A 17,153-nucleotide genomic window follows, 5' to 3' on the forward strand; every position below is an offset into this window, starting at 1 on the left:
ACCGCCCAGGCGGTCAGCCCACCGAGCCTTCCAGGCTGATCGAGATCAGCTTCTGCGCCTCGACGGCGAACTCCATCGGCAGCTGCTGCAGCACGTCCCGGACGAAGCCGTTGACGATGAGTGCGGTCGCCTCCTCCTCGGAGAGGCCGCGCTGCTGGCAGTAGAACTTCTGGTCCTCGGAGATCTTCGAGGTTGTCGCCTCGTGTTCGAACACCGCCGAGGCGTTCTTCGACTCGATATAGGGCACGGTGTGCGCGCCGCACTGGTCGCCGATCAGCAGGGAGTCGCAGTTCGTGAAGTTCCGGGCGTTGGAAGCCTTCCTGTGGGCCGAGACGAGCCCCCGGTAGGTGTTCTGCGACCGGCCGGCCGAGATGCCCTTCGAGATGATCCGGCTCGTCGTGTTCTTGCCGAGATGGATCATCTTGGTGCCGGAATCGACCTGCTGCATGCCGTTCGACACCGCGATCGAGTAGAACTCGCCGCGGGAATCGTCGCCGCGCAGGATGCAGGACGGGTACTTCCAGGTGATCGCCGAGCCGGTCTCGACCTGCGTCCACGAGATCTTCGAGCGGGCGCCACGGCAATCGCCGCGCTTGGTCACGAAGTTGTAGATGCCGCCCTTGCCCTCGTTGTCACCCGGGTACCAGTTCTGGACCGTCGAGTACTTGATCTCGGCATCGTCCAGGGCGACGAGCTCGACCACCGCGGCGTGGAGCTGGTTGTCGTCGCGCTTCGGGGCGGTGCAGCCCTCGAGATACGAGACGTAGGAGCCCTTGTCGGCGATGATCAGCGTGCGCTCGAACTGGCCGGTGTCGCGCTCGTTGATGCGGAAATAGGTCGACAGCTCCATCGGGCAGCGCACGCCCGGCGGAATGTAGACGAACGACCCGTCCGAGAACACGGCCGAGTTGAGCGTGGCGAAGAAGTTGTCGGTCACCGGCACGACCGAGCCGAGGTACTTCTTCACCAGCTCGGGATGCTCGCGCACGGCCTCGGAGATCGGCATGAAGATCACGCCGGCCTTCTCCAGCTCCTTCTTGAAGGTGGTGGCCACCGAGACCGAGTCGAACACGGCGTCGACTGCGACGCGGCGCTCCGGCGCGATGCCCTCCAGCACCTCGACCTCGCGGAGCGGGATGCCGAGCTTCTCGTAGGTCTTCAGGATCTCAGGATCGATCTCGTCGAGCGACATCGCTGCCGGACGCTTGGGCGCCGCATAGTAGTAGATGTCGTTGTAATCGACCTTGTCGTAGGAGACCCGCGCCCACTCCGGCTCCTTCATGGTCAGCCAGCGCTTGTAGGCGTCGAGGCGCCACTCCAGCAGCCACGCGGGCTCGTTCTTCTTGGCCGAGATGAAGCGCACGACGTCCTCGGAGATGCCCTTCGCGGACTTCTCCATCTCGATGGTGGTCTCAAACCCGTACTTGTACTGGTCGAGGTCGATCGAGCGGACCCGGTCGATGGTTTCCTGCACGGCAGGCATCAGCGTCTCCTGGGCATCTCCGGCGTCAAGGGCCGGGAAGCGTCTGTCGGATAGCGGGGGCGCGGCCCTCAGGCCGCCTGTCCTCGCCGTCTATATAGGGGCTGCAAGGCCCGTTCGAAGGCGTCGAGGAAGCATGCCACCTCCTCGTCCACCGTGTTCCAGCCGAGGCTGACGCGCAGCGCCCCCCCGGCGAGGTCAGGACCGACGCCCATCGCGGCGAGCGTCGCCGAGCGCGCGACCTTGCCCGAAGAGCAGGCCGAGCCCGACGACACCGCCACGCCGGCGAGGTCGAGGGCAATCAGGGCCGAGGGCGCATCGAGGCCCGGGACCGAGAAACTGAGGGTGTTGGGCAGGCGCTGGGCCCCGGCGGCGAACACCACCGCGTCGGGCGCGAGGGCCCGGATGCCAGCCTCGATCCGGTCGCGCAGCGCCCCGAGGCGCGCGCTCTCCCGGTCGAGCGACTCGCGGGCGATCCGGGCGGCCTCGCCCATGCCGACGATGGCCGGCAGGCACTCGGTGCCGCAGCGCTGCCGGCGCTCCTGCCCGCCGCCCCGCAAAAAGGCGGTCTCCAGGGTGACGCCGTCGGCCAGCACCAGCGCGCCGACACCCTTCGGCGCCGCGAACTTGTGGCCCGATAGGGTCAGCGCGTCGAGGCCGAGGCCAGGCATGTCGAGGGGGATCTTCCCGGCCGCCTGCACCGCGTCGCTGTGGACCAAGGTCCGGCCGTGCTCGCGAGCCAACCCGACGATGTCGGCCAGCGGCTGCACGGCGCCGGTCTCGTTGTTGGCGGCATGGACCGAGACGAGCACGGACTCGTCGGACAGCGCGGCGAGCCGTGTCCCCAGGGCGGCGAGGTCGACCACGCCGTCGGCCGTGACCGGCAGCGCCTCCGCGGCCGTTTCCGGGAACCGGTGACCCGCCGCGACGCAGGGGTGCTCCGTCGCCGAGTAGAGGAGCCGGGTCGGAGCCGGCGTGCTGCGGCGACGCAGGGCGCCCGACAGGGCGGCGTTGGCGGCTTCGGTGCCGCCGCTGGTGAAGACGACCTGTTCGGGCCGTGCCGTCACCAGGGCCGCGACTTCGGCGCGGGCCGCTTCAAGAGCGGCCCGGGCGGCCCGACCCTCCGCGTGGATCGAGGACGGGTTACCGGGGAGCATCAGCGCGCGCGCCACCGCCTCGGCGACGGCCGGACGGACCGGAGCTGTCGCATTGTAGTCGAGATAGGCGCGTCCCCGGCTCATCCGCGTTCCGTTAAGTCCCCTGCTGCGGCGCGTCACAATTCCTTGCCCGCGCACCGGCTCGCCGTGCTAAGGCGCGCCGAGAGAATGAGATCCCGCCGCCCCAATCCGGTCGGCGTGGCAGCCGGCGCGAAGCTTCAGGCGGCTTCTTTAGAATAGTTCTAATCATCTAGAACCATTCTAAGACTGCTTTTATGGGGCGCGCGCGACGAGTCAAGGCTGCCGCGTCGCTGTGCCGATCGCCCGGCGGGCGATCTCGAGAGTGAGAGACGAGCGATGCCCGAAGTCATCTTCACCGGCCCGGCCGGCCGCCTGGAAGGCCGTTATCAAGCCCCCAAGAAGCGCGGTGCGCCGATCGCCATCATCCTGCACCCGCACCCCCAGTTCGGGGGTACGATGAACAATCAAATTGTGTACAACCTTTTTTACACCTTCGCCAATCGCGGTTTCGCAGCCCTGCGTTTCAATTTCCGTGGGGTCGGCCGCAGCCAGGGCTCCTTCGATCACGGCTCGGGCGAGCTGTCGGATGCCGCCGCCGCCCTCGACTGGGTGCAGTCGGTCAACCCCGAGGCGAAGTCCTGCTGGATCGCCGGCGTGTCGTTTGGCTCGTGGATCGGCATGCAGCTCCTGATGCGCCGCCCCGAGATCGAGGGCTTCATCTCCATCGCCGCGATGGCGAACCGCTACGACTTCACCTTCCTGGCCCCCTGCCCCTCCTCCGGCCTGTTCGTGCACGGCTCCGAGGACCGGGTGGCGCCCGCCCGCGAGGTCATGCCGGTGATCGAGAAGGTGAAGACCCAGAAGGGCGTCATCATCGAGCACCAGATGGTCGATGGCGCGAACCACTTCTTCGACGGCAAGGTCGAGGAACTGACACAGACGGTGGACACCTATCTCGACAAGCGCCTGGGCAAGCGCGAGGAGGCGGCCTGACCGAACCGGTCCCGCGCCTTGACGGGGGGAGCCCCGGAGGAATAGGGCGCGGACTTCGGAATTGAGACTCACCTTCGCAGGTCTGATGTCAGATAGCCCGTCCGATCAACCCGTGGTGCTCCTGGTGGAGGATGACGGCCTCCTGCTGATGGAGGCCTCTGACACCCTTGCGGATGCGGGCTTCACCGTCGTCGAGGCGACGCACGCCGACAAGGCGCTGAAGGTCCTGGAGAACCGTGACGATGTCGGCGTCCTGATGACCGACGTCGACATGCCGCAGGGCTCGATGGACGGTTTCGCCCTCGCCCGCCTCGTGGCGTATCGCTGGCCGTCGATCCCCGTTCTGGTGGTTTCGGGCATGGGCACGCCCGGTCCCAACGACATGCCGGAGGGCGCTCGGTTCATTCCGAAGCCCTACGAGCCGACCACCCTGGTCCGAACCCTGCAGGCCTTCCTCCGCCGCGCGGCGTGACGCACGGATCCGCTCGGGCTGACGCCCCGGTCCGGGCATCGAACACCCGACCGAGAGCCATGACGGATCAGAACCGACCGCACCGTTTCGCGACCCGGGCCATCCATGCCGGCGCGGCGCCGGACCCCGCCACGGGCGCGCGGGTCCAGCCGATCTACTTCACCAACGGCTTCGTGTTCGACTCGACCGAGCAGGCGGCGGACATCTTCGCCGGCCGGCGGACCGGCTTTTCGTATTCCCGCGGCTCGAACCCCACCGTCGCCGCGCTGGAACGTCGCATCGCCGATCTCGAGGGCGCGAAGGCCGGCGTGGCGGTGTCTTCAGGACAGTCCGCCATGCAGCTGGTCCTGATGACGCTGATGAAGAGCGGCGACGCCTATGTCGCATCGCCGCGCCTGTTCGGCGGGTCACTCGGTCTGATGCGCCGCCTCGATGGGCGCTACGACCTGAAGCCCCGCTTCGCACGCGGCATGGCCCCGGAGGATTTCGAGGCGGCCATCACCCCGGACTGCCGGGCCATCTTCTGCGAATCGATCGTGAATCCCTGCGCGTCGGTGGTGGACCTCGATGGGATCGCCGCGGTGGCGCGGCGCCACAATCTCCCGCTCGTCGTGGACAATACCCTGGCCTCGCCGGCCCTGATCCGACCGATCGAGCACGGCGCCGACATCGTCTGGCACTCGACCTCGAAGTTCCTGAGCGGCTCCGGCCAGACCATCGGCGGCGTGATCTGCGACGCCGGCCGCTTCGACTGGGAAAAGGCCGGCGGCTACAACCTGATCACCGAGCCCTGGCCGGACTATGACGGCCTCGTCCTGACCAAGGCCTTCCCCGAAACCCCGTTCGCGGCCGCCTGCCGGTTCTTCGGCCTGCGCGACCTCGGGCCCGGCCTGTCGCCGATGAACGCGTTCCTGACGCTCATGGGCATCGAGACCCTGCCGTTGCGCATGGAGCGGCACTGCGCCAATGCGCGGGCGGTCGCGGCCTTCCTCAAGGACCATCCGGCGGTGGATTGGGTGAGCTATCCGATGCTGCCGGGACAGCCCGGGGAGGACCTCGCCCGGCGCTACACGCCGAACGGGCCGGGCTCGATCTTTACCTTCGCCCTGAAGGGCGGCGAGCCGGCGGCCCTGACGTTCATCGCCGCCCTGGAGCTGATCTCGCACCTCGTGAACATCGGCGAGATCAAGTCGCTGGCGATCCACCCGTCCTCGACCACCCACCGGCAGTTGCCGGAACACGAGAAGGCCGCCGCGCAGGTCGGGCCCGAAACCGTTCGCCTCTCCATCGGACTTGAGGACGAGGCCGACCTGATCGCCGATCTCACGCAGGCCTTGGACCGGCTGGGCTGAGCGAGACGCTCGCGTCCGAGGGGCGTGCTGCCCCTCTTCTCATCCGCCGCGACCGCAGCGAACCACGGCAATGCGCGCTGGCCGTCATCGCCCTGCTGGATTGCCGCGCTCCGGTCGCGAAGACGGCGACGGCGAGACCTCCCGAAGGACCTGACCTCTCGCGTTCGATCCTCGTCCGGTCCAGAGAGGAAGCCCGCCCCTCTGGATCGTCGCCGGGCCGTCGAGCCTCCGCTCAGCGCCGCCGTTCCAGGATCGACACGTAGTTGGCGACCGCCGCGCCGCCCATGTTGAAGATCCCGGCGAGTTCCGCACCGGTCACCTGCATCTCGCCGGCCTCGCCCATGAGCTGGAGGCAGGCCATCACGTGCATCGACACGCCGGTTGCGCCGACCGGATGGCCCTTGGCCTTCAGGCCGCCGGACGGGTTGATCGGCAGCCGCCCGCCCTTCTCGGCCAGGCCCTCGCGCACCACGCGGTAGCCCTCGCCGGGGGCTGCGAGGCCCATCGCCTCGTACTCGATCAGCTCGGCGATGGTGAAGCAATCGTGGGTCTCCACGAAGGAGAGGTCCTCGTTGGCGATCCCGGCCTGCGCGCGGGCCTTCTCCCAGGCCATCCGCGCGCCCTTGAACTCCGCCGGGTCGCGGCGGGACAGCGGCAGGATGTCGTTGACGTGGGCCCGGGCGCGGAAGCCGATCGCCCGCTCCAGACCCTCCGCCGTCTCGGCATCCGCCACCACCAGGGCCGCCGCGCCGTCCGAGATCAGCGAGCAGTCGGTGCGCCGCAGGGGTGCGGCCACGTAGGGGTTCTTCTCCGAGACCCGGTTGCAGAAGTCGAAGCCGAGATCCTTGCGCAGCTGCGCGTAGGGATTGCCGACGCCGTTGCGGTGGTTCTTAGCGGCGATCCGGGCCAGCTCCTCGCTGCGGTCGCCGTAGCGCTGGAAATAGCCCGCCGCGATGCGCCCGAACACGCCGGCGAAGCCGCCCTCGATGTCGGCCTCCTCCTTCCGGTAGGAGGCGCCCAGAAGGATGTCGCCGGTCTCGGCGACGGTCTTGGCCGTCATCTTCTCGGCGCCGATCACAAGGGCCACGCGGCCGCGGCCGCTGTCGACGAAGTCGAGGGCCGCGTAGAGGGCCGCCGACCCGGTGGCGCAGGCGTTCTCCAGATGGGTCGCCGGGGCGTGGGCGAGGCCGGGCCGATTCACCGCCACCAGCGCGCCCTCGAAGCCCTGCTTCGAGAAGCCGGTGTTCATCGAGCCCACATAGATGCCGTCGACCTGGGATTCCTCGACGCCGGCATGGGCCAGCGCCTCGCCCGAGACCCGGGCGATCAGCCCTTCGACATCCGGCTCCTCCAGCTTGCCGAAGGGTGTGTGGGCCCAGCCCACGATGCAGGCGCGCGTCATCCGGTGACCTCCCGAGTCTTGCGCGGACGATGGGCCCGCCGTGGCCGGCGATCAAGACGTGCCGACGGCTCTTCGGAGCTTACTGCCCGCATGAGTGTCCTTCACGCAGGTCGCTTTCAGCGCAGGTGGAACGCGATCCACGCGACCCCGGCCAGCACCAGCGCGGTCAGCAGACCCTGGGCGAATGCGCGCTGGCGGTTCCTCACCGGTGGAACAGCTCCGGATGGCGTGCCCGGAGCGCGAGGATCAGGGTGAGCGTTTTCAGGTCGGTGATCTCGGCGCGGTCGGCCCGGGCGGCGAGCTCGGCCAGCGGGATCTCGACGACCCGGATGTTCTCGTGCTCGCCCTCGGCCCCGCCGCCCGGCTCGGCCCGATCCGCCAAGCCGTAGATCGCGAGGTACAGGTGGATCTTCTCGGTGGTGAGGCTCGCGCAGGAATAGGTGGCGCCGACGAATTCCAGGGCGTGCAGGCGCAGGCCCACCTCCTCCATCGCCTCCCGGCGGGCATTCTCCTCAGGGCTGCCGTCATCGATCAGGCCGGCCGGGGCTTCCAGCTGGACCTGCTCGCCGGCCGCGAACAGCGGCGGGACCCGCAACTCGCGCACGAGCGTCGCGACCCGCCGCTCCGGGTCGTAGGGCAGGATCCCCACCGAGTTGCCGTGATCTTCGATTTCCCGCTCGACCACGGCGCCGTCGGCGAGGCGCACCTGCGCGATGCCGAACCGGCTCCAGCCCTCGTGGAGGAAGCGGATGTTCAGGATCTCGGCCTTCATGCGCACTCCCATCTCTGATCGCCCTACACGGAAGCGTGTCTTCGGGTTCCGGGAACGCGGGCGCCCGCCGTGACGTTCGGTCGGGCATGCGCATGGCCACGCTTCCGCGGGGCGCGCTCCGGTCAGGATCGATGCGGGCAGGACCGATCAGCGGACTCAGAAGGCGCTCGGGGCGTGATGGCCTCGCGATCTGGGTCGCCCTAGCACTGACCTACATGGTCTTTGCCGGCTCGGTGAGCGTGAACGAGGGACTCGCCGCCCTCGTCTGCGCCAGCCTCGGGACGCTGTGGTGGTGGGGCGTCGGCCGGCGCGGCGGCGTGCGGTTCCGCTTCGACCGGGGGACGTTGCGGCCGATCTGGCGGGCCCTGCGCGGCTTGCCCCGCGAGACCGTTCAGGTGGGCGGCCAGCTGGTGAGGGCCCTGCGCGGCGGCGCCGGCGGCGGGACGACCCGCGAGCGGAGCGCCTCCGACTTCGCCTGGGCGACGCCCGACGGTGCGACGGCGCCGGCCGCGCGGGCCGTCGGACTGCTCGCCGCCTCGCTCGCTCCCGACAGCTACGTCCTCACCCTCGACCGCGATCACGGAACGGTGGTGACGCACGGGCTGGAGGAAGCGCGATGACCGTCTGGACGGCCGCCATCCTGGCGCTGCTGCCGCCGCTCGCCGTCGCGGCGGCTTTGGCGTGGCGGGGCCGGCCCGGCCAGCGCTTCGCCGCCTACCAGCTCGCCGGCAGCGTCACGGTCCTGATCCTGACGCTCATGGCCTTCGCCACGGACCAGGCTTCGATCACCGACCTCGCCCTCACCCTGGTTCTGCTCAACCTGCCCGGCACGATGCTGCTCGCCGTCTTCCTGGAGCGCTGGATATGAGCGTCGTCATCGGTGTCCTGCTGGCCCTCGCGGTGGCGGTGACGTGGCTCGCCGCGCTCGCCCTGTGGCGCCTGCCGCGGGCCCTCGACCGGCTGCACGCGCTGGCCTTCCTCAACGTCGCGGCCTCAGTCCTCGTCACCATGGCGGCGTTCCTCGCCGACGGCATCTCCGGGCGCTCGCTCAAGATCCTGGTGATGATGGTGGTGTTCCTCGCCTGGGCGGCGGTGCTGTCGCACGTCTCCGGCCGGGCCGTGCTGATGCGCGAGGGGCGCTCGGCATGACGGCGATCCTGCCGCTGCTGTTCCTGTTCGCCGCGATCTCGGGCACAGCCGTGGTCCTCGTGCGCGATCCCGCCCGGCAGGTCTTCGCCATCGCGGTCAACGGGCTCGTCCTGGCGATCCTGTTCGACGCCCTTCAGGCGCCCGACGTCGCCCTGTCCGAACTGGCGGTGGGCACCGCGGCCGTCCCGCTCCTCTTCCTCGTGGCGCTCATGGCGGTGAAGACCCAGCCGCCCGAGGAGGATTCGTGAGCCCGAACGCCCGGATCGTCCTTTTGGCCCTCGCGGGCCTCGTCCTGCTCCCCGGCGCGGCGGCGGTGATCGCCGGCTTGCCGCCCTTCGGATCGACGATCGCGCAGTATGGCGAACGCATCAACGCGGTCGCCCCCGAGGCGCGGCACGTCGCCAACATGGTCAGCGCCATCAACTTCGACCTGCGCGGCCTCGACACCCTCGGCGAGGAGTTCATGCTGCTCGCGGCGATCACCGGCACGGTGGTGCTGCTGCGCGGGCGGCGCGGCGAGGGCAACACCGAGCGCGCCATGCGCCGGCCCGGCCGCGCCGTGATCCCGCGCTCGGAGGCCGTCGTGCTCGCCTGCCGGATCGCCGGCCCGCTCACCGCGCTGTTCGGCCTCTACGTCGTGCTGCACGCGACCGTGACGCCGGGCGGCGGCTTCCAGGGCGGCGTCATCCTCGCCTCCGGGACCCTGCTGATCTATCTCGGCGAGGGCTATGCCGGCTGGCGCGACGCCATCCGCAGCCACTGGCTCGACGCTCTGGAGGGCGGGGGCGCGCTGCTCTTCGCCCTGTGCGGGCTGGCGCCGATGCTCACCGGCGCCGCCTTCATGCAGAACATCCTGCCGCTCGGCACCTTCCGCGACCTGTTCTCGGGCGGCCTGATGCTCGTCGAGAACCTCGGCGTCGCCCTGGCGGTGACGGGCGGCTTCACGCAGCTCTTCCTGGAATTCATGGAGGAGACCCGCGAGGCGCGCGAGCCCGAGGAACCGGGGGAGGAATCCGCGTGAGTGTTCTCCCCTACGCGGTTGCCGCGTGGCTGTTCGGGATCGGTCTCTACGGCATCGCCACGAGCCGCAACTTCATCCACCTCGTGGGCTGCCTCGGCGTCTGCCAATCGGCGACCTACGTGCTCCTGCTCGGCCTCGGCTATCGCTGGGGCAGCATCGCGCCGATCTTCTACGACCACCCGCCGGGAACGCCCGCCGTCGACCCGGTGATGCAGGCGCTGGTGCTCACCGACATCGTGGTCGGCGCAACGCTCACCGCGCTTCTCCTCGTCCTGACGATCCAGGCCTACAAGCGCGGCGGCAGCCTGGACCCTGAGAAGCTCCGGCCGATGCGCGCGGGCGGCCAGTCCGGGCGCGATCGGGGATCGAACCGTGTGGGCGATGGGGAGCGGAAAGCCTCGTGACCGCTTTTCCCGCCGCCCTCCTCCCGCTACCGGTCGCCATCCCGCTCGTGATCTGCGCGGCGATGCTGGCGACCGCCCATTTCCTGCCAGGCCGCCTCCCCGACATCCTGGCGACGCTGGCGGCCTTGAGCGTCGCGGTGCTGTGCGGCGTCATCGCCGTGCATGCCGCCGACGGGCCCCTGGTCTACTGGTTCGGCGGCTGGGAGCCGCGCGACGGCGTCCATCTCGGCATCGGCTTCTCGGTGGACGAGGCCAGCGGCTGGGTCGCGGCCTTCATCGGCCTCCTCTACGCCCTGACCTTCGTGTTCGCCTGGGGCTTCTTCGATCGCACCCACGGCCACTTCCACATCCTGATGCTGCTGTTCCTGGCCGCCATGGTCGGGTTCTGCTTCACCCGCGATATGTTCAACCTGTTCGTGTGGTTCGAAGTAATGAGCGTCGCGGCCTTCGCGCTGACGGCCTACCACTTGGCGGAATCGTCGCTGGCGGGTGCCATCAACTTCACCGTGGTCAACAGCCTCGCGGGCTTCTTGATGCTCGGGGGCATCGGGCTGATCTACGCCCAGACCGGCACGCTCGATTTCGAGGGCATCGCGGCCGCCGTGGCGCGAGGCGGCCGGGATCCGGTGGTGGCCGGGGCCTTCTGCCTCGTGGCGTCCGCCCTGATGATCAAGGGCGCGATCGTGCCGTTCCAGTTCTGGCTCGCCGACGCCCACGCGGTGGCGCCGAGCCCGGTCTCGGTGATCTTCTCGGGGGCGATGGTCGCGCTCGGGCTGTTCGGCCTCGCGAAGGTGAGCGCCGTCGTGTTCGGCGGCTCCGATCAGGTTCGGCACGCCTTGCCGGCGCTCCTCATCGGCCTGGGCAGCTTCACGGCCCTGTTGGGCGGCTGGATGGCCCTGCTGCAGCGCCACCTGAAGCGGATGCTCGCCTTCTCGACGATCTCGCATGCCGGGATCATGCTCACCGGCCTCGGGGCCCTCTCGGTGGACGGGACCGGCGGGATGCTGGTCTACGTGGTGGGCCACGGGCTGGTGAAGGGGGCCCTGTTCATGATCGCCGGCATCCTGCTCGCGACCCAGGCCAGCATCGACGAGATCGCCCTGCGGGGTCTCGGACGGGGAATCTGGCCCGCCGGGATCGCCATGGGTCTGGCCGGGCTGCTGCTCTGCGGCCTCCCGCTCGGCGTGCTCGACCAGGGCACGCGCCTGGTCCAGGGCGCGCTGGCACAGCAGGGGCACGGGATCGCGCTGGCGGCCGGCGCTATCGGCGCGGCCCTGACGGGGGCGGCGGTGCTCCGGGCGGCAGGACGCATCTTCCTGGGTCTGGGGCCCGATCCCGGCGACGAGGCCGGGGCACCGAGCGAGGACGAGCGCGAGAAGGCCAATCGGCCGCTCTGGCTGATGCTGGCGCCCTGTTGCGTTCTGCTCGCCCTCGACGTCGGTGTGCCGGCGGGCCTGATCGAGCACGCCCTTCCGCGGGCGGCGTCGGCCTTCCTGCACCGGCCGGCGGTGGAGACCCTGGCGGAGGGACCGGGCTGGTTGCCATGGGCTTCCGTGGTCGCCGCGCTGGCGGGTGCCGGCTACGGGCTGTTCCGGAGACGCCTGCCGGCGCTGGTGGTCCGGCCGGTGAGCGCGACGCAATCGGCGCCGACCCGTGCGCTGGAGGTGCTGCACAGCGGCCTGATCGGCGACTATGTGGCGTGGCTCGGGGTCGGCGTGGCGGTGGTCGCGGGCGTGCTGGCCTTGGCGTGACCATGCGCAACCGGACGCGGACGAACCTGATCGGCCGCGCCCATCAGGGGTAGGTCGTCCGTGTCGAACCAAGCGAGCGGTTCCCGTTTCCGATACGCGCTGCTGCTCGGCCTCAGCCTCGTTCTCGTCGTCGGCGGCGTCGGAATGATCGTCACGGGGGCGGACGGTGGCGTCGCGACGACAGCGTTCTTCGGGGTCTGTGCGGCGGTCTCCGTCTGGCACATGCGGCCCGGGTTGCTGGAATCGGAGACCCGCTCGGCGGAGACCGTGCTCGCGCATTATCCCGGTCCGGTGGTTCTACGGGCCTCGGTGAAGAAGATCCTATTTCTCGCCACCCTGTCGGCCGTCTTCGGCGGGGTCATGGTCTGGATGCTGATGCACGAGGCGCCGTCGGTGACGATGCAGGTGCTGCTCTGGCCGGGCGTCGTGCTGTTCCTGGGCGGCCTGCCGGTCCTGATCCTCGTGGCGATCCGGGGTTCGTCGCTGCATCTCGACGGGACGGGCTTGGCGATCGTGCAGGCCGGCCGGTCGCGGCGCATGTCCTGGCACGACGTCAGCGGCTTCACAGTGGTGACCGTGAAGGGCACGATGCAGCGGATGGTCGTGTTCGACGATGCGCGCGTCGGAGAAGGCCGCCTCGTCGCCCTGAACCGCCAGCTCACCGGGCGTGGAGCCGGGCTGCCGGACAGCTACGGATTGGACCCCGACGCCCTCGCCGCTCTGCTCACGGCTTGGCGCCGTCGGGCGGTTCAGGACGAACCGATCGGACCGTCAGGTGTCTCCGCCGGAGACCGTCCGAGGGCATCGGAGCCAGCGCCGTGATCGACGCGCTGTGCGCCACATCCGATCCATCATCGGCGGCGTCCGGACGGGCGGCGCGGGCCCGGGGCCGGTATCGCCGCGCCGATCCGGAGCATCGCCGAGATCGAGCAGGCCCTCACGGCAGCGCTCCAGCCGCTGAACGCGATCAACCTTGCGCCGAGGCACAGGGCAACGACCGCTTCGCCCCGCGGACCCGGCTTTTCATCCCCCAGGGCGCGGATCCCGGAAGGGCCGCCCGGTCCGCCGGTGCGGGCTCATTCGTCAGCGATGATGCCGTGTGGCCATCATAGATCGGCGGTGTTCGACGATCCAGATCAAACCCGACCACGGACAACCGTGTAAAGGTGCGCCTATCGCTGGCAGACTGATTCGGGCGTCAGTGGCCGAGAGTAGAGCGTGCTCCCGCCCCTTTACTGTGGAGCGCCAGATGCCGCGGTACTTCTTCGACATCAGCAACCGAAGCTTCCATCGCGACGAGGAAGGCAGCGACTGCGCTAATTTTGAGGCGGCCCGCGCTCTCGCGATGCGAAGCCTGCCCGAGATTGCGCGGTTCGCGATCCCGGGCGACGGGGATAACCAAGCCTTCGTTATCCTGGTCCGCGATGACGCTGGAACCGTCGTCTACACGGCGACGCTCACCTTCGCGGGAGTCCGGCTCAACGACGCCGCGAGTTCGCTCGGCCCTTGGCCTTCACCGGCGTCCTGATCTGTCCCACGGCGGCATCGAAGTCGGTCTGATCCTCGCCGGCGCCAGCGTCACGCGCGGCTTCGATGCACCGGCGGCGCTGTAACTCGGGTGTCAGCGTCTTGGCCTCGAGCTGCTCGGCGTATGGGCATGGCTCATCGCTGGTGAGATCGGACGCTCGCCCGCCCCGTGAGCAGATCGAGGCGGGGCCGCGCGGATGCGATGGCTCACGAATTTACAGCACACCGATGACAGGTTGGCTTTGAGAGCCTGAGTATGCCTTCGTCGAGCGCCGTCCTATGCTGAGCTATGACCACGCATGGGGACCCTATGGAAGAGTATGATCTGACGCTGACCGCTTCTGATCGAGAAGAAGCGGACATCCGCGCCATTCATCTGCTCCGTGGTGCCATCATTACGGCGTACTCTCAGGTCGAATTTTTGCTGGCGGATCTATATTTTAGGGCACGACATCTGCAGGAATACAGCCATCTTCCGGACAATTTCCATATAAGCTTGAGACGAAGCTCAAGAGGTTGAAATCAATTGCAGATTTGCCCGGACCGATCGAACAATTTCGACAAGAACTGCACGCTGCAGTCGATGGCATTCTGCAGCTCGAAAAGATCCGCCACTTCATGGCTCATGGCATGCTAATCGATAGGAAGCAAGAAACCGGAAAACATCAGATTTCGTTCGAGGGATACGTCGAAATAAATGGCGAGCCCATGATGGAGTTTTTAAATGGAGATTTGAGAGATCTAAATAATAGCCTAAATATTATCGAGACATACACGATGAAATTCGTGCTTCTGGCGCATAAGATCATACAGCACTGCAAGCTCCCCCAGGTTGGTTAGCGTAAGCCCAAAATCTTTGCGGTTCAGCAACCATTCGGCTCTACCCCGGCCGTCATGTCCGACCTCCCGCCCGCCGTCGCCTCCTGGCGCGACCAGATCGAGCGCCTGTCCGAGCACGCCTCGCCGTGCCGGTATCTCCTGCCGGCAAAGTGGGCGGCGATGCGGGCGAGCGCGCTGGCCTTCCTCGACCAGTTCGGCGCCGAGGCGCATCGGCTCGGCTGGACCGCGCCGCAATTGTTCGGGGTCCATCCGGAGCACGGATTCCTGCGCGTGGAATATGCCGGCGCCCTGATGGTCAACGACAGCCGGGTCACCGGCGTCGAGCCCGACCGGGTCGTCTTCGACCGCTTCTCCGGCTACCGGACCAAGCCGGGTCAGACCTGGGGGCCGCCGGTCTGGGAGTTCGCGGCCAAGGGGCGCGGCTGATCCCGCCTGTGATCTGCGAGGATGTCGGGGGCAACCGCGCGGTTAGCCGACGCAGGTTGTTGCGCCGGCCAAGCCATTAACGCGTCAGGCCTTTTCGCGGCGCATGGTGCGGGCATGTCCCATTGCGCCACGAGCCTGCCATGCACTTCGAGATCCGCGCCACCGGCCGCCACCTCTGGACCTGGGTGTTGCTCGACGCGACGCATGTCAGGCGACACGGCAAACTGACCCCCTGACGCCATGAGGATCTGACCCCCTCGATGAGCGAGGAGGTCGAGATGATCAGGAACGAGGCTCAGGCTCTGACGCGGATGGACGATCCGTGGAGGGCCGAGATGAAGACGCCGGACGACGTGTCGGCGATGATGCGGCTGCAGGCGCTCGGCTGGGGCGCGAAGCGGATCGCAGCCGAGCTTGGCTGTTCGAAGAACACGGTGAAGCAGTGGCTGCGACGGGGGGATTGGCGCCCCTGCGCGACGCCCTCGCGCTCGAAGCAGCTCGACGGCTTGGCGGACTGGCTGGTCGAACGCTTCCGGCAGCATGCGGGCAACGCCGACGTCGTGCGCCAGGATCTGGCGACCGAGAAGGGCATCCACGTCAGCCTGCGCACGGTGGAGCGGGCGGTCGCGCCGTTGCGGCGGGATCTGGTGATCGCCGCGCGGGCGAGCGTGCGGTTCGAGACGCGGCCGGGCGAGCAGATGCAAATCGACTTTGGCGAACGGCGCGTCGAGATCGGCGGCGTGCCGACTCGGGTCTCCCTGTTCGTAGCGACGCTCGGCTACTCGCGCCGCCTGCACGTGCGTGCCTTCGGCCACGAACGGCAGGAGGACTGGTTCGCCGGGCTGGAGAGCGCTTTCCGGGCTTTCGGCGGCGTGCCACACGAGGTGTTGCTCGACAACGCTCGCGCCCTGGTCTTGCACCACGACCCTGTGAGCCGCGAGGTCGTCCTGCACCCGCGCCTGCACGCCTTCTCCCGCCACTGGGGCTTCCGGGTGCGGGCCTGCGCCCCGTACCGGGCGCGCACGAAGGGCAAGGACGAGCGCGGCGTCGGCTACGTCAAGAACAATGCCGTGGCCGGCCGCCGCTTCGCGAGCTTCGCAGCCCTGGAGGCGCATCTCGATGCCTGGACGCGGGACGTCGCCGACCGGCGCGTGCACGGCACGACCGGCGAGGCGCCGGGCGAGCGGTTCGCCCGCGACGAGGCTCGGGCGCTACGGCCGCTCGCGGGCGTGCCGCCGTTTTCCGCCGCGCGCGATCTCGTGCGCCGGGTCGGAGCGGACTGCGCGGTTGCGGTCGACGGCAACGCTTACTCGGTACCCTGGCGGCTGATCGGTGAGCGGGTGCGGGTCACCGTGAGCGGAGCGGTGGTGCGCGTCCACCACGGCGGACGGGAGGTCGCCGCGCATGCCGAACTGAAGGGACGTCACGGCCGTGCGGTCGACGACGCTCATCTGGCCGGGCTCGTGGGTAGCCGTGAGCGACCGGCTCATCGGCGCGACCCGCCTCCTCTCGTGGCGACGCCGGAACTGCTGCGTCCGCTCGCCGAGTACGAGGCTGTCGCCGGGGGAGGCTTCTGATGAGCGAGGAACACGATCACCTCACCGTACTGCTCGACCGCCTGAAGCTGACGGCCATGCGTGACCAACTCGACAGCCTGATCGACGAGGCCGGCCGGGGCGAACTGACGATCCGCGAGGCGCTGACGCTGTTCTGCGAGCGGGAGATCGCCCGGCGCGATCAGCGGCGCATCGACATGGCCTTCGGGCTGGCCCGCTTCCCGTTCGTGCGCGACCTGACCGGCTTCGACTTCGGCGCACAGCCCTCGTTGGACAAGGCGCAGATCCGCGAGATCGCCACCGGCCGCTTCATCGCCAACGGTGAGGCGGTGCTGCTCCTCGGACCACCCGGGGTGGGCAAGACGCATCTGGCGGTGGCGATCGGGCGTGCGGCGATCGTGGCCGGCTACGGCGTGTTGTTCACCCCAGCCACGACGCTCGTGGCGCAGTTGGCCAAGGCGCACGCCGAGGGGCGGCTGGAGGAGCGGCTGACGCACTATGCCAAGCCGAAGCTGCTGATCATCGATGAGCTCGGCTACCTGCCGTTCGAGCCGGATGCCGCGCACCTGTTCTTCCAGCTCGTCAGTCGCCGCTACGAGCGCGGCGCGATGCTGGTGACCTCGAACCGGGCGGTGGGCGAGTGGGGCAGCGTGTTCGGGGACGCGGTGGTGGCCACCGCCATCCTCGACCGGCTGCTGCACCATAGCCACGTCGTCACCATCCGCGGTGACAGCTACCGCCTGCGCGAGAAGCGTCGCAGCGGACTTCTACAGAGGGCCGCTATCGTCCCCAACCCCACGCCCGTCTAGGCGAGGAAACCGGCATGGGGG

Annotated in this window: 19 protein-coding genes; 15 read left to right on the forward strand and 4 right to left on the reverse strand. The window is 68.9% G+C overall.

What is annotated here, in order from left to right; genetic code table 11:
- Positions 1 to 13 precede the first annotated feature (13 nt).
- Together sufB and ABC766_RS05725 are read right to left on the reverse strand one after the other, a co-directional pair.
- Positions 14 to 1,483, reverse strand: a complete 1,470-nt coding sequence (sufB, locus tag ABC766_RS05720) for a Fe-S cluster assembly protein SufB (RefSeq protein ID WP_043351940.1) — start codon at positions 1,481 to 1,483, stop codon at positions 14 to 16.
- A 68-nt stretch (positions 1,484 to 1,551) separates the two neighbouring features.
- Positions 1,552 to 2,721: a cysteine desulfurase family protein gene (locus ABC766_RS05725; RefSeq protein ID WP_345821470.1), complete on the reverse strand. Its 1,170-nt coding sequence runs from the start codon at positions 2,719 to 2,721 to the stop codon at positions 1,552 to 1,554.
- Positions 2,722 to 2,994: 273 nt separating this feature from the next.
- Here ABC766_RS05725 and ABC766_RS05730 point away from each other — a divergent pair, with 273 nt between their 5' ends.
- The 3 genes from ABC766_RS05730 to ABC766_RS05740 all read left to right on the forward strand — a co-directional run bounded on the left by ABC766_RS05730 (position 2,995) and on the right by ABC766_RS05740 (position 5,475).
- Positions 2,995 to 3,651: an alpha/beta hydrolase gene (locus tag ABC766_RS05730; protein WP_043351944.1), complete on the forward strand. Its 657-nt coding sequence runs from the start codon at positions 2,995 to 2,997 to the stop codon at positions 3,649 to 3,651.
- Positions 3,652 to 3,736: 85 nt separating this feature from the next.
- Positions 3,737 to 4,123: a response regulator gene (locus ABC766_RS05735; protein WP_043351947.1), complete on the forward strand. Its 387-nt coding sequence runs from the start codon at positions 3,737 to 3,739 to the stop codon at positions 4,121 to 4,123.
- 59 nt (positions 4,124 to 4,182) lie between these two features.
- The gene (locus tag ABC766_RS05740) at positions 4,183 to 5,475 is read left to right on the forward strand and encodes an O-acetylhomoserine aminocarboxypropyltransferase/cysteine synthase family protein (RefSeq protein ID WP_043383831.1); all 1,293 of its coding nucleotides are present in this window, start codon (positions 4,183 to 4,185) and stop codon (positions 5,473 to 5,475) included.
- Between the two features lie 232 nt (positions 5,476 to 5,707).
- Here ABC766_RS05740 and ABC766_RS05745 read toward each other — a convergent pair whose 3' ends face one another.
- Complete coding sequence (locus ABC766_RS05745) at positions 5,708 to 6,877, reverse strand: acetyl-CoA acetyltransferase (RefSeq protein ID WP_345821472.1); 1,170 nt, start codon at positions 6,875 to 6,877, stop codon at positions 5,708 to 5,710.
- Positions 6,878 to 7,079: 202 nt separating this feature from the next.
- Positions 7,080 to 7,649: an NUDIX domain-containing protein gene (locus tag ABC766_RS05750; protein ID WP_043755804.1), complete on the reverse strand. Its 570-nt coding sequence runs from the start codon at positions 7,647 to 7,649 to the stop codon at positions 7,080 to 7,082.
- A gap of 131 nt (positions 7,650 to 7,780) precedes the next feature.
- On the opposite strand from ABC766_RS05750, the gene ABC766_RS05755 reads away from it, so the two are divergent.
- The 12 genes from ABC766_RS05755 to istB all read left to right on the forward strand — a co-directional run bounded on the left by ABC766_RS05755 (position 7,781) and on the right by istB (position 17,132).
- Positions 7,781 to 8,269: a hypothetical protein gene (locus tag ABC766_RS05755; protein WP_043383834.1), complete on the forward strand. Its 489-nt coding sequence runs from the start codon at positions 7,781 to 7,783 to the stop codon at positions 8,267 to 8,269.
- Positions 8,266 to 8,517, forward strand: a complete 252-nt coding sequence (locus tag ABC766_RS05760; protein ID WP_043351953.1) for a monovalent cation/H+ antiporter complex subunit F — start codon at positions 8,266 to 8,268, stop codon at positions 8,515 to 8,517. Before ABC766_RS05755 ends, ABC766_RS05760 begins: the two co-directional genes overlap by 4 nt.
- Complete coding sequence (locus ABC766_RS05765) at positions 8,514 to 8,798, forward strand: monovalent cation/H(+) antiporter subunit G (RefSeq protein ID WP_345821473.1); 285 nt, start codon at positions 8,514 to 8,516, stop codon at positions 8,796 to 8,798. Before ABC766_RS05760 ends, ABC766_RS05765 begins: the two co-directional genes overlap by 4 nt.
- Positions 8,795 to 9,046, forward strand: a complete 252-nt coding sequence (locus ABC766_RS05770) for a Na(+)/H(+) antiporter subunit B (protein WP_043383840.1) — start codon at positions 8,795 to 8,797, stop codon at positions 9,044 to 9,046. Before ABC766_RS05765 ends, ABC766_RS05770 begins: the two co-directional genes overlap by 4 nt.
- Complete coding sequence (locus ABC766_RS05775; RefSeq protein WP_075379665.1) at positions 9,043 to 9,819, forward strand: MnhB domain-containing protein; 777 nt, start codon at positions 9,043 to 9,045, stop codon at positions 9,817 to 9,819. The genes ABC766_RS05770 and ABC766_RS05775 overlap by 4 nt, the downstream gene beginning before the upstream one ends.
- Entirely contained in the window at positions 9,816 to 10,223 is a 408-nt protein-coding gene (locus tag ABC766_RS05780; protein WP_043351959.1) for a sodium:proton antiporter, read from the forward strand. The genes ABC766_RS05775 and ABC766_RS05780 overlap by 4 nt, the downstream gene beginning before the upstream one ends.
- The gene (locus ABC766_RS05785) at positions 10,220 to 11,974 is read left to right on the forward strand and encodes a complex I subunit 5 family protein (protein ID WP_345821474.1); all 1,755 of its coding nucleotides are present in this window, start codon (positions 10,220 to 10,222) and stop codon (positions 11,972 to 11,974) included. Before ABC766_RS05780 ends, ABC766_RS05785 begins: the two co-directional genes overlap by 4 nt.
- A 60-nt stretch (positions 11,975 to 12,034) precedes the next feature.
- Positions 12,035 to 12,796: a hypothetical protein gene (locus ABC766_RS05790; protein WP_345821476.1), complete on the forward strand. Its 762-nt coding sequence runs from the start codon at positions 12,035 to 12,037 to the stop codon at positions 12,794 to 12,796.
- 427 nt (positions 12,797 to 13,223) lie between these two features.
- Entirely contained in the window at positions 13,224 to 13,502 is a 279-nt protein-coding gene (locus tag ABC766_RS05795) for a DUF6894 family protein (RefSeq protein ID WP_043351966.1), read from the forward strand.
- Between the two features lie 893 nt (positions 13,503 to 14,395).
- The gene (locus tag ABC766_RS05800) at positions 14,396 to 14,767 is read left to right on the forward strand and encodes a hypothetical protein (RefSeq protein ID WP_043351972.1); all 372 of its coding nucleotides are present in this window, start codon (positions 14,396 to 14,398) and stop codon (positions 14,765 to 14,767) included.
- A gap of 278 nt (positions 14,768 to 15,045) precedes the next feature.
- Positions 15,046 to 16,344: an IS21 family transposase gene (gene istA / locus ABC766_RS05805; RefSeq protein WP_427902312.1), complete on the forward strand. Its 1,299-nt coding sequence runs from the start codon at positions 15,046 to 15,048 to the stop codon at positions 16,342 to 16,344.
- Positions 16,344 to 17,132 (forward strand): IS21-like element helper ATPase IstB, encoded by a 789-nt coding sequence (istB, locus tag ABC766_RS05810; RefSeq protein ID WP_127991182.1) that lies wholly within the window; start codon positions 16,344 to 16,346, stop codon positions 17,130 to 17,132. The genes istA and istB overlap by 1 nt, the downstream gene beginning before the upstream one ends.
- The last annotated feature ends 21 nt before the right edge of the window (positions 17,133 to 17,153 follow it).

The sequence above is a fragment of the Methylobacterium fujisawaense genome (assembly GCF_039619325.1).
Taxonomy (GTDB): Bacteria; Pseudomonadota; Alphaproteobacteria; order Rhizobiales; family Beijerinckiaceae; genus Methylobacterium; species Methylobacterium fujisawaense.